Source organism: Pantoea sp. DY-15 (assembly GCF_019795935.1).
In the GTDB taxonomy this organism is placed as follows: domain Bacteria; phylum Pseudomonadota; class Gammaproteobacteria; order Enterobacterales; family Enterobacteriaceae; genus Pantoea; species Pantoea leporis.
This window is the reverse complement of the sequence record NZ_JAIMIF010000003.1, coordinates 111325-127340: the sequence shown is the minus strand read 5'-3', so window position 1 is coordinate 127340 and position 16016 is coordinate 111325. Positions and strand designations below refer to the sequence as shown.

At 57.3% G+C, this 16016-nt stretch carries 11 protein-coding genes; 1 reads left to right on the top strand and 10 read right to left on the bottom strand.

The genetic code is table 11. From position 1 onward, the window contains the following. Positions 1-7: 7 nt before the first annotated feature. The 9 genes from K5Y32_RS13170 to K5Y32_RS13130 all read right to left on the bottom strand — a co-directional run bounded on the left by K5Y32_RS13170 (position 8) and on the right by K5Y32_RS13130 (position 14196). A complete protein-coding gene (locus tag K5Y32_RS13170; protein WP_101763489.1) occupies positions 8-625 on the bottom strand; it encodes a YfgM family protein in 618 nt (205 codons plus the stop codon). A 39-nt stretch (positions 626-664) separates the two neighbouring features. Then, a complete protein-coding gene (gene hisS, locus K5Y32_RS13165; RefSeq protein ID WP_222184455.1) occupies positions 665-1939 on the bottom strand; it encodes a histidine--tRNA ligase in 1275 nt (424 codons plus the stop codon). A 105-nt stretch (positions 1940-2044) separates the two neighbouring features. Next, positions 2045-3166, bottom strand: coding sequence for a flavodoxin-dependent (E)-4-hydroxy-3-methylbut-2-enyl-diphosphate synthase (gene ispG / locus K5Y32_RS13160; RefSeq protein WP_101763487.1), 1122 nt, complete (start codon positions 3164-3166; stop codon positions 2045-2047). 38 nt (positions 3167-3204) lie between these two features. After that, on the bottom strand, positions 3205-4221 hold the full coding sequence (gene rodZ, locus K5Y32_RS13155) for a cytoskeleton protein RodZ (RefSeq protein ID WP_222184453.1): 1017 nt from the start codon (positions 4219-4221) through the stop codon (positions 3205-3207). Beyond that, on the bottom strand, positions 4211-4945 hold the full coding sequence (gene pilW, locus K5Y32_RS13150; RefSeq protein ID WP_110866462.1) for a type IV pilus biogenesis/stability protein PilW: 735 nt from the start codon (positions 4943-4945) through the stop codon (positions 4211-4213). The genes rodZ and pilW overlap by 11 nt, the downstream gene beginning before the upstream one ends. Before the next feature lie 75 nt (positions 4946-5020). Then, complete coding sequence (locus tag K5Y32_RS13145; protein WP_007884898.1) at positions 5021-6190, bottom strand: bifunctional tRNA (adenosine(37)-C2)-methyltransferase TrmG/ribosomal RNA large subunit methyltransferase RlmN; 1170 nt, start codon at positions 6188-6190, stop codon at positions 5021-5023. Positions 6191-6378: 188 nt separating this feature from the next. Beyond that, the gene (ndk, locus tag K5Y32_RS13140; RefSeq protein WP_007884899.1) at positions 6379-6810 is read right to left on the bottom strand and encodes a nucleoside-diphosphate kinase; all 432 of its coding nucleotides are present in this window, start codon (positions 6808-6810) and stop codon (positions 6379-6381) included. Between the two features lie 168 nt (positions 6811-6978). Then, positions 6979-9303, bottom strand: coding sequence for a peptidoglycan glycosyltransferase PbpC (gene pbpC, locus K5Y32_RS13135; RefSeq protein ID WP_222184451.1), 2325 nt, complete (start codon positions 9301-9303; stop codon positions 6979-6981). Between the two features lie 6 nt (positions 9304-9309). Next, on the bottom strand, positions 9310-14196 hold the full coding sequence (locus K5Y32_RS13130) for an alpha-2-macroglobulin (RefSeq protein ID WP_222184448.1): 4887 nt from the start codon (positions 14194-14196) through the stop codon (positions 9310-9312). A 147-nt stretch (positions 14197-14343) separates the two neighbouring features. On the opposite strand from K5Y32_RS13130, the gene sseA reads away from it, so the two are divergent. Then, complete coding sequence (gene sseA / locus K5Y32_RS13125; RefSeq protein WP_222184446.1) at positions 14344-15183, top strand: 3-mercaptopyruvate sulfurtransferase; 840 nt, start codon at positions 14344-14346, stop codon at positions 15181-15183. 30 nt (positions 15184-15213) lie between these two features. On the opposite strand, the gene sseB is transcribed toward sseA, so the two are convergent. Next, on the bottom strand, positions 15214-15981 hold the full coding sequence (gene sseB, locus K5Y32_RS13120) for an enhanced serine sensitivity protein SseB (RefSeq protein ID WP_222184444.1): 768 nt from the start codon (positions 15979-15981) through the stop codon (positions 15214-15216). Positions 15982-16016 lie beyond the last annotated feature (35 nt).

Below are 16016 nucleotides of genomic sequence, written 5' to 3'. Positions count from 1 at the left end.
GACTGGCTTAACTTAAGTTATTCATCTTCATCTGCAGCATTTGCTTCAGCGCAGGAGAGGCCTGCGATTCAGCACCTTTGCTCCAGGCATCACGCGCGCCCTGCTTATCGCCTTTGCTCAGCAGTGCTTCGCCACGAATGTCCGCCACAATGGCTGTCCAGCCATCACCTTTAACATTGTTAAGGGTAGAAAGTGCGGCATCGGCCTGACTTTGCTGCAACTGAATGCGAGCCAGACGCAGGTTAATCACCGCCTGCAGGTTGGCATCTTTGGTATCTTTCAGCCCACTCTGTAACAGAGTGATAGCTTTATCGAGCTGATTGGTTTCAACATACTGCTTAGCCAGATCCAACGAAGCCAACGCACCATAGGTGTTGTTGTTTTCGCTGGCGAAAGTGGCGACCGCTTCCAGCGAATCAGGCTTGTCCGCTTGCATCGCGCTGGTCAGCTGTTGATATTCTGCTGATGCCGCTTTATCGGTGCCTTCCTGATGACTGGACCAGAAACGCCAGCCACCCAGCGCAGCGATACCGATGATTACGCCAACGGCCAGAAATTTGCCATTGTTGGCAAAGAACTGACGCAGCGCGTCAACTTGTTCGTTTTCGTTGCTGTAAACTTCCACGCAATCCCTCTCTTTAAAATGGCTGTTGCAGTGCTGCGCTTACTGCAGCAGCGTGCGCAACGTTGCTGCGGCGTCGCTCTGAGCCAGCGTCTGTTGATCGCCGGTACGCAGGTCTTTCACCACAACCTGGCCCGCTTTCACTTCATCTTCGCCCAGCACCAGCGCAATGCGTGCGCCCCACTTGTCTGCACGGGCAAACTGCTTCTTGAAGTTACCGCCACCAAAGTTGGTCATCATCTTTAGTGCCGGATCAGCATCACGCAGTTTTTCCGCCAGTTGCATCGCGGCAGACTGAACGCCCTGCCCCGAAGCGATAACATAGACATCAACAATGCGCGTCGGTTCAAATTCTGGATTAACTGCTTGCACCAGCAACACCAGACGCTCCATACCCATCGCAAAACCAACCGCTGGCGTAGCACGTCCACCCAGCTGTTCAACTAAACCATCGTAACGTCCGCCGCCGCACACGGTGCCCTGCGAACCGAGGCTGCTGGTCACCCATTCAAACACGGTACGGTTATAGTAATCGAGGCCGCGCACCAGGCGCTGGTTAATGCGATAGTTAATGCCCGCGTCGTCCAGCAAGGCGCACAGGCCGCTGAAGTGCTCGCGTGACTCCTCATCAAGGAATTCGCCTAGCGTTGGCGCATCGTTTAACAGTTTCTGGATGTCAGGATTTTTGCTGTCGAGCACGCGCAGTGGATTGGTGTACATGCGGCGTTTACAATCTTCGTCGAGTACGTCCTGATGTTGCTCAAGGAATGCTACCAGCGCGCTGCGATAGTTGGCACGCGCGTCCAGCGAACCGATAGAGTTCAGCTCCAGATCAACGTGCTCGGCAATACCTAACGTTTTCCACCAACGCGCGGTCATCATGATCAGCTCAGCATCTACGTCCGGGCCTTGCAGGCCGAAGACTTCTACACCCATCTGGTGGAACTGGCGATAACGACCTTTCTGCGGGCGCTCGTAGCGGAACATCGGGCCGGTGTACCAAAGACGCTGTTCCTGATTGTACAGCAGACCGTGCTCGATACCGGCGCGCACGCAACCTGCAGTGCCTTCCGGACGCAGCGTCAAGCTTTCGCCGTTGCGGTCTTCAAAGGTGTACATCTCTTTCTCAACCACGTCGGTGACTTCACCGATCGCGCGGCTGAACAACGGGGTGTGCTCAACGATTGGCAGACGGATTTCACTGTAACCATAACTGGCCAGCACCTGCTTAAGGGTGCCTTCAATACGTTGCCAAATCGCGGTATCCGCCGGCAGGTAATCGTTCATCCCGCGAATCGCTTGAATATTCTTCGCCACGTTAGAATCTCTTAAGACAAAAAAACCTGAGCGGCATCATACCTTATGAGGATGAAACCGCACAGGTTCAATCACAAACTGGCACGCGACAGGCGCGCACCACGATTATTTTTCCAGCTGCTGCACGTTGATACGGCGGCTTTCATCCAGCATGCTGGCTTTAGCGCGAATACGCGCTTCCAGCTGGTCGATCATGTCGTTGTTATCGAGACGATCGCGCTGGCGCACACCATCTTCGTAGAAGCCGCTTTTCTTGGCTCCGCCGGTCACGCCGAGGGTAGAAACTGTCGCTTCACCCGGACCGTTCACCACGCAACCGATTATGGAAATATCCATCGGCGTAATGATGTCTTCCAGCCGCTCTTCCAGCGCATTAACCGTACCGATGACATCAAACTCCTGACGCGAACAGGTCGGGCAGGCAATAAAGTTGATGCCGCGGGAGCGGATGCGCAGAGATTTGAGGATATCGTAGCCGACTTTCACTTCTTCAACCGGATCGGCCGCCAGCGAAATACGCAGCGTATCGCCGATGCCTTCGGCCAGCAGTAAACCTAAACCGATCGCCGATTTCACGGAACCCGCACGCGCGCCGCCCGCTTCGGTGATACCGAGGTGCAGCGGCTGATCGATGGCTTTCGCCAGCAAACGATAAGATTCAACGGCAAGGAAGACGTCAGAGGCTTTGACGCTCACTTTGAACTGATCAAAGTTGAGGCGATCAAGGTGATCCACATGGCGCATCGCGGATTCGAGCAGCGCCTGCGGCGTTGGCTCGCCATATTTTTCCTGCAGATCTTTTTCCAGCGAACCGGCATTAACGCCGATACGGATCGGAATGTTGTAATGACGCGCACAATCCACCACCTGGCGAATACGCTCATTGTTGCCGATGTTGCCTGGATTGATACGCAGACAATCCACGCCATATTCAGCGACTTTCAGTGCGATGCGATAGTCAAAGTGAATGTCCGCGACCAGCGGCACGTTGACCTGTTGCTTAATCAGTTTGAAGGCTTCAGCCGCATCCATAGTGGGAACGGAGACGCGCACGATATCAACCCCGACGCGCTCAAGCTGGCGAATCTGGTTAACGGTGGCGTCCACGTCAGTGGTGCGGGTGTTGGTCATTGACTGAACGGCGATGGGCGCACCATCGCCAACTGGCACCTTGCCGACGTAAATCCGTGTTGATTTGCGACGGATGATGGGTGCTTCGTTATGCATATTCTCTCTCCACAATTACCCGGAAAGCGCGCTGCGCGTTATTGCGCACCCAGCGTCAGACGGGCAACCTGGTTATTACGGATAAAACGACTTAAATCAACGGGCTGATTCTGATATTGCACGTCAACCGCACCCGGTGCGCCAATTTTCAGACGATACGGAGCCGTTCCGGACAAACTCAGCTTACCGCCGCTACGTTGCAAACCGCTGAACAACTTCTTGCCGGTCGCATCGCTGACTTCCAGCCAGCAGTCGGCTTTGAAGTTCATTACGATGGCATTCGGATCGCCTGCCGGTTGGCTGACTGCCGCATCCGCGGTAGGCATTTGACCAGCAGGAACACTGTTTGCTGGCGCCGGAGAGGTCGCCGCTGGCGGCGCTGTATCAATTGGAGCCTGGCTTGGCGAAACCACGGCGTTGTCGCTGCCGGTGGTTTGCGCATTGTTGCTCATGCTCGACGCAGGTGCGCTGGCGTTGCTTTCAGGCGTGGCCACTGCGCCAGCACCGTTATCGACTGGCGTACCGGCAGCGTTAGTATCCGCATCAGTATTGCTGTCGGTGCTGTTGTCGCCCAATGGAATGGACTGGCTATTGTCGCCGCTGCCGTTTTGATCGGCCATCGATACCAAATCAGCCTGTGACGCTTTATGGTTCTGCCACCACCACGCACCGGTCAAACCGACTACGACGAAAACCACCAACCAGGTGAAGATCATCAGCCAGCCATCGCGCTTTTTACGACGCTTACCCAATGAGAAGCTCTGCATCGGCTCGATCCTGGCAGCACGAACTGGAGCCTGTTTTGCCATCATCGGCAGCAGGTCATCTTCCGGCACATGCACCAGACGGGCATAGGAGCGAATGTAACCGCGCAGGAATGTCGAAGCCAAATCAGCAGGTGACTTATCCTCTTCAATATCACGCACGGTAGTAAGTTTCAGGCACAGGCGTTCAGCGACGTTTTGCTGGGTCAGCCCCATCTGCTCACGGGCCAGACGCAGGCGTTCACCTGTGGAATGTACTGCAGAATTCTCTTGAGTGGCTTCAGTATTCATTAGCTAAATAACGCTGGTACTGTATCGATTGTGGAAAACTTCGCGCCAACCGGTCGCCATAACGTGTAACGTCAGCAGCGTTTCCCTGTTGCGCGGCGAAACGTATCTGTAACCACAGGCTCTCTGCCGTTGCGGGCAAACGCTGGTGGTACACTTCTAAAAGCAGCGGAACCGACTGCTGTTCCTGCTGTTCAAGCCGCCTTTCCACTTCCCTTAGCAGTTGACTGCCCTGCTCCGGCGCGGCATCCAGCGCGTAACCTAATTGCTCGCGCGCTGCGGCACTCTCATCAGCCTGCAGGTAACAATAGCCCGAAAACAGGAATGCATCCTGACGAGCATCGATTTCCTGCGCCTCAATTGCCAGCTTAAACTGTTGATGCGCTTCGTCATACTGCCTTAAACCGCAGAGAAACGCACCGTAATTGTTAGCCACATAACCATTCAGCGGTGCTAACTGCTGCGCCCGCTGATAGTGCCAGCGGGTTTGTGCACTGTTCTGCTGCGCCTGCGCCACCCGAGCAAGGGCCAACGGCACGCGATAATCTTTCGGCGCTGCCTGCTGAGCACGCAATAAATTGCGCTGTGCAGCGGCATAATCCTTCACCGCCAGATAATGCAATCCGAGCTGCAAACGGATATCCGCTGCACTCTGCTTTGCAGGATGATTGACACAACCGGTTACAACAAAGCCAGCCAGAATCGCGGCGGGTAATCCTTTACGCATTTCAGTCTCTCCATGAAAAATATGTGGAGAGACTGACATGAGTTACGCCCGCTGAATATCAGCAGGCGCTGGCTTTCAGAGCGCCTTCACAGAGATGGCTTCGCCCGCCATTTTCTTACGAAGCGTACGCTTGGTACGGTCAATCACATCGCCCGCCAGCTGACCACAAGCGGCGTCGATATCATCACCACGGGTTTTACGCACGATGGTGGTGAAACCGTAATCCATTAGCACTTTGGAGAAGCGATCGATACGGCTATTGGAGCTACGGCCATACGGCGCGCCCGGGAAGGGGTTCCACGGAATCAGGTTGATTTTGCACGGCGTCTCTTTCAGCAGTGCCGCCAGTTCATGTGCGTTGTCGGTGCTGTCATTGACGTGATCCAACATCACATACTCAATGGTCACACGGCCCTGATTGGCGTTGGACTTGCCGATGTAGCGTTTGACCGCCGCAAGGAAAGTCTCGATGTTGTACTTTTTGTTGATCGGCACGATCTCATCACGAATCGCATCGTTCGGCGCGTGCAGCGAAATCGCCAGCGCTACGTCGATCATATCGCCCAGCTTATCCAGCGCCGGCACCACGCCTGAGGTAGACAGCGTAACGCGACGTTTTGACAGGCCGAAACCGAAGTCGTCAAGCATGATATCCATCGCCGGCACTACGTTGTTCAGGTTGAGCAACGGTTCGCCCATGCCCATCATCACCACGTTGGTGATCGGGCGCTGACCGGTAATTTTTGCGGCACCGATGATTTTCGCGGCACGCCATACCTGGCCGATAATTTCTGATACGCGCAGGTTACGGTTAAAGCCCTGCTGCGCCGTCGAACAGAATTTGCACTCCAGCGCACAGCCTACCTGCGAAGAGACGCACAAGGTTGCGCGATCTGCTTCCGGGATATAGACGGTTTCAACCAACTGGTCACCCACGCGAATCGCCCATTTAATGGTGCCATCGGTGGAACGCATCTCTTCCGCCACTTCCGGCGCACGGATTTCAGCGCGCTGCATCAGCTTACCGCGCAGCACTTTGTTGATGTCGGTCATCTGCTCGAAATCATCGCAGCAGTAGTGGTACATCCACTTCATGACCTGATCGGCACGGAACGGCTTTTCGCCCATCTCAAGAAAGAATTCGCGCATCTGCTGACGGTTAAGATCCAGCAGGTTAATTTTTTCGTTTTTTGGGGAAACAACCACGGGGGAAGCGGACGACGGCGTCACAATCTGTTCGGACATAATGTTCTCTGGCCTCGTTGTTACACGTTACGGCTCTGGTTAATAGTAGGAAAAAAACAGCGCCCTCGCTGAGGCTGGCTCAACAAGGGCGCATAATTGTACTACATCTGCTGCATGATGCCAGGGGAACCGTTTCACAGAGGTTGAACAGCTGTAAAGACGGGTGTCCGCTCAGGCCATCAACGCACTTAGCGAGTGCGTGGGCAGACTTCGTTTTCTGCGAAGAAGTACGCGATTTCGCGTGCTGCAGATTCAGCAGAGTCAGAACCGTGGGTCGCGTTCTCGGTGAAGCTGTCCGCGTAATCCGCACGCAGGGTCCCTGCCAGCGCGTTGTCTGGGTTAGTTGCACCCATCAGATCGCGGTGACGCTGAACGGCGTTTTCGCCTTCCAGTACAGAAACCACAACCGGACCAGAAGTCATGAATTCAACCAGACCATCAAAGAATGGACGGCCTTTGTGCTCAGCGTAGAAGCCTTCAGCCTGCTCTTTGGTCAGGTGCAGCATTTTTGCGCCAACGATTTTGAAGCCCGCGCTTTCAAAACGGTTATAAATTGCACCAATCACGTTCTTAGCGACGGCGTTTGGTTTCACGATTGAGAAAGTACGTTCGATTGCCATGTTGACCTCTAGTTAGCATCCTGAAGAATCCGGGAGCTCCTCCCGGTAAGAAAACGCGCCGATTATAGGGATATCGCAGCGCGTTGCCTATTAGCGATTTGCGGAATTATTGAAAATAATTGATTTTTGTCGGGGCGCGCAGGCAAAAAGTATGCCATATCCATGCACTTAACCGCGGATAAATGACACCGATGAGAGTTGCCCCGCTTCATCCATCACCACCAATTGATAACTGCCCGGCTCATCCAGCACCAGCGCCGCACTCTTATCATTCGCGTCCCGCTCCAGCGGCTCTCCGTTTAAGAACCACCAGCGCTGCTCACCTTGCCCGCCCTGCACCGCAACCGGCATCACCAGCACCACTTTACCCGGCAGCGGCTGTACGCGCTGGCCGTTGATCACACCAGTAATCACCATCGGCGGCGCATTGCCCTGATTGCGCGGCGGACAAGCGGGATCGATCGGCGGCAAGCGCTGCGCACGGCGTTCAGCAACCGGCAGCCAGGGTTCAAGCGGCAGCGGCCACATCAGGCGCTCCCGACTTTGTGCATCCGGGCAATCTGCCGCCACACGCCATCCCCGGCTGTTCTGCCAGTAGCGCTGACGCAAGCCATTGACGCCTTCCTGCCCCGGCGCCAGCAGCGTCGGTGGCACAGTTTGATTCAACACCCAACTCTGACGACGCTGGCGACAGTTTTCGTCGCCGGGAGGCAATGGCTGACCGCCAGGCCAGCAAATGCTCATGGCGCTGACCGCAAGCGGACGCGGATCGCGCGGCGCACCGCTCACCGGCATGTGTCCCGCCAGCACATTATTGACCTGATTCATCACCGGCACCGCCGAGGCAAAACCAAATTGCCCGGCGACCGGCGTGGCATCCGGCCGCCCAACCCACACGCCAATCAGATAGCGCGACGTGATGCCAATCGTCCATGCATCGCGATAGCCGTAGCTGGTACCGGTTTTCCACGCCAAAGGTGCAATCTCCGCCACCGCGCCGCTGGCCGGAGGTTGCGCCGCACCAGCCAGAATGCGCCGCACAATCCATGCTGCGCCCGGCGACAACAGCGTCCTCTCCTGCAGCGGCTGTGTCGTCAGCCAGCGCAACTGCGCCGCATTGCCGTGACGGGCAAAGGCGCTGTAGGCCGCCACAATCTCATCCATGCGCGCGCCGGTGCCGCCCAGCACCAGCGACAGATTGGGTTCTGCGCCAGCGGGAAAGCGCAGATTCAATCCCACGTTACGCAAGCGCGCGGCGACGCTTTTTGGCCCCAGCGCATCCAGCAACTGCACCGCCGGGAGATTGAGCGACCGCTCCAGCGCAGCGCTGGCGCTCACCGGCCCGTGAAAGCCCGAGTCAAAGTTGCCGGGACGATAGTCACCGAAGCGGCGCGGCACATCCTGCAGCAGTGATTCGCTATGAATCAGCCCATCATCCAGCGCCATGCCATAGACAAAAGGCTTCAGCACCGATCCCGGCGATCGCACGCTGGAGATCATATCGACATGACCAAAACGGCTATCGTCATTGAAATCCACCGATCCGACATAGCCGCGCACTTTCATGTTTTGGTGATCCACCACCAGCAGCGCCAGCGAGGTGCGCGGCGGTAAGTTGTTTTTCAGCGACGTCGCCAGATTCTCCAGTTCGCGCTGCAGCGACACATCAATGTTTGAGGTGATTTTGGTGTCGGGTGACAGCGACAATAGGCGCCGGGCCAGCAGCGGCGCACGTTGCGGCATCTGGCGCGGCGGCAGCCACACCGCTTCTTGTTTAATATCGGCGACAACCTGCGCTGACCAGACGTGATATTGCGCGAGGCGATCCAGCACTTTATTGCGTGCTGCTTCGGCGCGCTGAGGCCAGCGGTCCGGACGCAGGCGGCTTGGTGCCTGAGGCAACACCGCCAGCAGCGCCGCTTCACCTTGGGTAAGTTGCGAAGGCGGTTTCCCCAGCCACATCCAGCTCGCCGCGCCAACGCCCTCCACCGTGCCACCGAAAGGGGCGCGATTGAGATACAGCGTGAGGATGTCGCGTTTTGAGAGATGATATTCAAGCTGCAGCGCGCGCCACGCCTGCACCACTTTGCCGCGCAGGGTGCGCGGTTGCGGATCAATAAGCCGCGCCACCTGCATGGTGAGCGTGCTACCGCCGGAGACCACGCCGTGATGCAGCACGTTCTGCCCGACTGCACGCATAATCGCCATCGGATTGATGCCGGGATGATGCCAGAACCAGCGATCTTCGTAGGTCAGCAGCGCCTCAATATAGGAAGGCGAGACATCCTCCAGCGTCACCGGATAGCGCCAAATGCCTTGCGGGTCAGCAAAGCGCCACAGCGGCGTACCGTCCTCAGCCACCACCACGCGCGCCGGCTGTAACTCATGCAGCGGTAGCGGTGTAAGGCGATCCAGTAGCCACAGCGCGGCCAGCAGCAGCAGTAAAAAAAGCGGCAGCCAGCGCCACCGCTTTAGTCGCTTACTTCCAGACATCAATGCTTAACGCACATTGAGTTTTTCCGGCGTGCTGCCAATCGCGCGCCATTCCGGCACATACATCGATTCCACCTGCGGCGGCGGCAGGCGATAGCTGCCCGGCGTCACCGCTCGCGCCAGATACAGCAGCGTGCCCGGCGTGTAGCCATCGAGCGCCAGCGCGGCGACGAAGCGGTCGTCACGGAATTCGATGTGCTTGATGTTGGCTTGTTGCATATCCATCATGCTCTCTTTCAGCGCATCGGCACTGTCGCCTAAACTGGCGCTGCTGTCGCTCAGGTTCTGGTTTTCCAGCTCCAGTCCGGCAGGCAGCAGATCCACCACCAGCGCATCACTGACGCGCTCGCTGGCCGCGACTTTGAGCCGCACCACCAGCAGTTCGCCACTTTTCAGGTTGGTGAGATCCGCCGGCTTACCATCCAGCGTGAAGTACTCACGACTGATATGCAGCACGTTGCTCATCGGCGACGGTGCGGTGCGCGGATAGCCCACCACATTCAGCGTGCCGTAAAGCGGCGACGCGTTGTCGCTTTTCACCGACATGCCCTGACGCAGCTGATCTTCCGTAATGCCAATATTGAGCGGCTGATTACTGCTGAGCGGTTCTGCTTTGCCCTGCAGTGTCGCCTGCCAGCTTTCGCCTTTGTGCTGCTGCAAGGTGCGGGCGGCGAGGAACAACGCGTTGTTTTCCTGAGTCGAGAACCAGCGCTGTCCGTGCACGGCTTCCGCCAGATCGATCAGCAACGGACCTTGCATCTCCGGCAGCAGCTGGTTTTCCGTCAGCAGCGACAGAATCAGCGCGCGATCGCGCACCGGGCTGCCGTAATCGCCGAGCCAGCTGTTGGGTTTACGTTCCAGACCAATGCCCTGCGCCAGCGCCAGTTGCGCGCGCTGTTGATCGCCCATCAGCTTCAACGCCACGCCAAGCTGTACCATCGCCAGGCCCGATTTAGCCTGATCGCGCTTTTCATACAGCGCACGCAACGCACCGAGCGGAGCCTGCTGCTGACGTGCCAGCACCAATCCGGCATAAGCCTGCACGCTGAAACGCAAGCCATCGGCATCGCTGCTCCAGCTGGTTTCGATCTGCGCGGGATCCTGCAGATAGCGCATCAGACGTTCGTCGGCGCGGGTAATCACGCCATCCGGTACACCGTAACCGGCTTCGCTGGCGCGCAGCAGGAAATCGGTGACGTAAGCCGTCAGCCAGAACTCTTCCTGACTCTCTTTGCTCCACAAACCAAAGCTGCCGTTGCCGCGCTGCATGCCGGCAAGACGCGCGATGCCGGTATCAATCGAGGCGCTACGCGCTTCATCGTTGCTGGTTTTGATGCCCATCGCCGTTAGCTGCGCATGATTGGTGAACACCGACGGCCAAATGCCGCTGGCGGTCTGTTCCAGGCAGCCATAAGGATAGGCGTACAGCGAACTGATATAGCTGGCGATATTCAGCGGTGGACGGTTACTGAGCGACAGCTGTCCGCTCAAGGTATCCTGCTGCAAGCCATTGAAGGCGCTGGCCATCACCTGCCAGTTCTGGCCGGTTTGCATCACGTTATCGAAACTCAGCGTTTGTGCCGGATACGCCGGTCGCACACCAATTTTCCATTTACGCTCGCTCGCTGCCAGCGTTTCACCCGGCAAACTCATGCCGGAAACCCTGACCTGTACCTCGCCTTCACCGAAGCCGCCCAGCGCTCTGACCGGAATTTGCAAGGTGGTGCGCGCGCCTTGCGCCAGCTGCACGCTGGCAGGGATGTTGCCGTTCAGGGCGATCTGGCCGCTGGCGCTGATGTTGATTTTCAGCGTTTGCGGTTGATCGGTGAGGTTAGTGAGATCCAGCGCCAGCGTAGATTGATCGCCGCTGGCCAGGAAGCGCGGCGTCGCCAGTTCACTGATCAATGGCGCGGCAACCACCAGCTTACGATTGGCCGACCCGAAGCTGTCGTCACTCCACACCTGCGCCATCAAACGCAATTCGCCATTAAACGCCGGAATCGGCAGTTCCAGCATGCCTTCGCCATTGCCATCCAGCGTTACGGGCTGCAACTGCTGCGCCACGATCTGCACATCAGTGACCGGTTTTTTACCGCCGCGCGACAGCGCATCCGCATCGTCGCCGTCACCACCAAAGCGCAGCGCGGCCAGTTTGCCACCGCCTTCAATCAGTTGACCAAACACATCGTATTGATCGGCGTTATAGCGCTTGCGGCCAAAGAACGCTTCCCACGGATTCGGGGTTTTGTAGTCAGTGATGTTAAGCACACCGCTGTCCACCGCCGAGAGTAATACCTGAACCTGCTTAGGCAATGCGCCACCTTCACGGCTGGCTTTGACCTGCACTTTTAGCGTCTGCTCAGGACGGATCTTATCCGGCGCGTCGAGCGCTAAGCTAAGGCGGCGCGCTTCGGTCGCCATCGGCAGATGCAGTAACCCCACCGCGCGTTTCGGCGTGACGCCGCTGGCCTTGTCGCCGTCGCGCACCACGATGGCACTGAGATAGAGATCGTGTCGCTTCCAGCTGTCGCTAATCGGTACATCAATGGTTGCGCCGCCCGACGGAACCTCCAGCGGTTGCCACCACAGCGTGCCGCTGCTGGATTCCACCATCAGATAGCCTTTCCCGGCAGCAGGCGATTCCACCTGCACATGCGCGGTGTCGCCCGCCTGATAGGCGGTTTTATCAATTTTCAGTTTGACCTGATCCGGACGCAGCGCGCCGGTGCCGTTGGTATTGTCCTGCCACCCATATCCGGCCTGGAAGCGTACGCTGCTAATGATGTTGTCGCCGGCATGCACTTCCAGGCGATAGGTGCCCCACTCCACCGGGAAATTCACTTTCTGGCTGCCGCCCGCCGTAATAGAGATGCGCTGCTGATCCTCCTGCAGATCCTTTTGATCGAAGCGCGATTGCCAGCCTTCGCTGTCAGAGAAGCTCCAGTAATAGTCGCGGCGTTCGTGGATCAGGCGCACATCAAGATCTGACGCCGCCAGTTTTTCGCCCTGCGGATTGGCGTAGACCACGTCGAATTCCGCGAGGCTGTTTTCTGCCACGGTCGGCTCATCGTGATAACGATCGCTGCGATAGTCATATACCGATTCACTGCTAAACAGCGGACGGATGCCGGGCAGCGCCGCTGCCGGCCAAATTGCCTGAGTCGCGCGGCGCGTCACTGGACGGCCGCCGGTTTCCAGCAGGCTGGCTTGCAGAATCAGATTGAGCGGTGAATGGCTCTCTTTCCAGCTGCTCTCAACGTTAAGCTGCAGCTTGCCGCTCTCATCCAGCTTCTCATCCACATCATCGAGCGAACGTTTCAGCTCTTCAGTGATGTCACCAAATTGATAGCCAGGCAGCGCGGCAACCGCATCACGCGCGGGACGCAGGAACAGCTGCCCTTGCAGCTCGTTACCCGCAGCCGGCGCGCCGTACAGATAGCGGCCTTCAACAGCAAAGGTGATGTCGTCATCCGGCGCCACCGGCTGCGCGCTGTTGGTCAAATCCAGCGCCATACGCTCCGGCAGGAAGTCTTCGACGTGGAACGGCCAGCTGCGCGGCTGGTTGTCGCCACTGTTAATGCGCAGCGTCCATTCACCGGTCATCGCCGCAGCCGGTATCGCGAAGCGATGTTGATAGATGCCATTTTCCGGCTGCCAGACGAAGGTCTGCGACACTTCGCCATTCGGCTGCACCACTTCGGCTTTCACCGGCTGCGGCGGCAACGGTTTGCCGTCAGCATCACGCATTAGCGCGTTGACGATCACCGTTTCACCCGGACGATAGAGATCGCGCGGACCAAATACGAACAACTGTTTGTCGTAGCCTTGCGGACCATCAATAGGAAACTCCGCCAGATCCAGCGCCGGACGATTGAGATCGATCAGCGAGGTTTGGCCCTTTTGTGTCGCCAGCAGCAGCTTGCCTTTGGCATTCGCCGGTAAGCGCAAATGACCGTTGCTGTCGCTGGTGCCGCTGGCGAGTTGTTTGCCTTTTTCATCCAGCAGCTGCACGCTAACGTCATCAAGCGGCGCGCCGTTGGCCAGGCTTTGGGCAAACAGTTCCAGCTGTTCGGGGAATTGGTGCAGCGACAAACCGATGTCGCTCAATGTAAACAGTGTCGCCGGTTGCGTGTAGTTGTAGGTTCCGGCCTGTTTCATCACCGCCAGATAGACGCCCGGCTGTTTCAGCGCATCGACATCGCCCAACGGCAGCTGCATTTTCTCGCGCGTGTTGCGCGCCGGATTAATATCGAAGCGTGCACCGTAAACCAGATCGGCATTTTTCAGCAGCTCGCGTGATTCCCAGTACGACATATTGTTGCCGTAATTCCACTGCGCCAGAAAATCGGCCAGCGACGCGTTTTTCACGCGGAAGAAATCGACGTCGACGTTATTCACATTCAGCGCCAGCACCGGCAATCCCTGCGTCAGACGCAGCGGCAGCAGCGATCCGCGACTGGCAAAACCCACCATCGGCTGGATATCGCGCGTGGTGAGCGATTGGCTAAAAGCCGTGGATAAGGTGCTGCCATCGGCCGCTTTGAGACCGGCATCGACGTTAACCGTCAACTTGCGCGACGGTTCAGGATGACGAAAACGCAACGCTTTACCGTTTGGCGCCAGCTCCCAGCCGCCATCAACCTTGCCGCTTTTCTCATCGATAATCTGCACGCGCGCAGCGAAATCCTGCTTCGCCTCAAGCGGCGTATTGAAGGTCAACACCAGCGCGGCGGCACCGTCGAGTTGCAGTTCGGAGAGATCGATAACCGACAGCGATTTCTGCGTTGCTGTAGCGGCTGCCGTTTCCTCCGCGTAAATCGTCGAGGTTCCGCCGCCCAGTAATCCACCACCGATCAGCGCGCTGAGCAGCAGCCGGTTAAAACGTTTTGCCATGGTAATTCCCTCACCAGTCCCAGAAGTTAAGAAAACGCAATTTCGCGCAATTTCACATCAACCCGCCAACTTTAGCAATCATACCCTTGAGATAGCGTTCACATTCCCGGAGACTGGTTGTTTCCCGTTTGCTGAGAAGAGGTTGCTATGACAGCCATTTTTGTGTCCACTGATTGGTTGAAAGAACATTACACCGAGGAAACATTGCAGGTGCTTGATGCCCGCATGTTACCGCCTGGCCAGGAAGCCCTACGCGATCTGCAGGCTGAATATCTGGCTGGTCATCTGCCGGATGCCCCGTTCTTCGATATTGAAGCCCTGTCCGATCACACCAGTGCTTATCCGCACATGATGCCGCGTCCCGAATCTTTCGCGGTGGCCATGCGTGAGTTGGGCATCAGCCAGGATAAACATCTGGTGGTGTATGACGAAGGCAACCTGTTCTCGGCTCCGCGTGCGTGGTGGATGCTGCGCGCATTTGGCTGCGAAAATGTGTCGATTCTCGCCGGAGGATTACAGGGTTGGAAAGCGGCCGGTTTCGATGTCGCAACCGGACCGGTTAGTTTGCCTGAAGGTGAATTCGAGGCGACTTATGATGGCGCACAGGTGAAACGTCTGACCGACGTGCTGCTGATCAGCCACGAAGGCGGCGCGCAGATTGTCGATGCCCGCGCGGCGAACCGTTTTAACGCCGAAGTGGATGAACCGCGTCCGGGCTTGCTGCGCGGACATATTCCCAACAGCCTGAACCTGCCGTGGAACAGTTTGGTGGTGAATGGTGAATTGAAACCGGCAGCGGAACTGCGCGATCTGTTTGCTCAGGCGGGGGTAAAACTGGATCAGCCGGTGATTGCCAGCTGCGGTTCGGGTGTCACGGCGGTGGTGGTGATTCTGGCGCTCACCTCACTGGGTGTGCGGGATGTAACGCTCTACGACGGTTCGTGGGGCGAATGGGGCAGCCGCGACGATTTACCAATCGAGAAGTAACAGCAGGTCGCCATCAATGGCGACCGCGCATTATATAATCCGCTGACTGCCCTTAAAATCGCGCAGGAAACTGCCCCAGCGACGTTCATAGAACGGCGTGATGTGGGCAGTAAAGAAGTGGCTCACGCCGCGATCTTCATTAACCACTTCACAGATATCAATGGGCGCATCATCCGCAAGCGTATCCGTCGCTACACCGCCCGCCGCCTGAATAATCTCATCGATATCGCTATCAGCTTCGATACCAATCAGCAGGTTCGGTGCTTCGCTGGCGCTTTCACGAATGCTGGCGATGTAAGCACGGCGTACCTGTTTGTACTTGGCAAACAGTTGCGTTAACGAATCAATCATCTGCGCTGGCGGCTCGGCCACTTCGGACAACAGCAACGCATGACCACCTTCCAGCACGGTTTGCTGGCTCAGCGCACTGCCCTCTTCGCCAATCAAATGGGCGATTTCACCCGGCGAAAACTCTTTACCCGCAGGCAGTTTCGGATTGAGGAACAGCGTTTCGCCTTGCGTGATTTCAAACAGCGTGCGCACCGGCATGCGCAGATAAGACTGTTCATCTTTGATGGCCTCGCCCATCGCCTCTTCCGAGGTGAAGAACGGGATCACGCTGCCGCCACCCTCTTTTTCCCAATGCTGTAATTCGACCGGCGAAGTCGCATCAAACTGTTCGGCGGGACTTTCGCCTGGCACCCACACATCGGCTTCCAGCAGCAGTTGGAAAAACTCCGGACGGTGCGCAGGCTCAGTGGCCGCCAGCTTCAGCACCTCTTCAAGACGGTTACTCATTTATCGTATTCCAAAAAAGACGGCAAGCTTGCGCC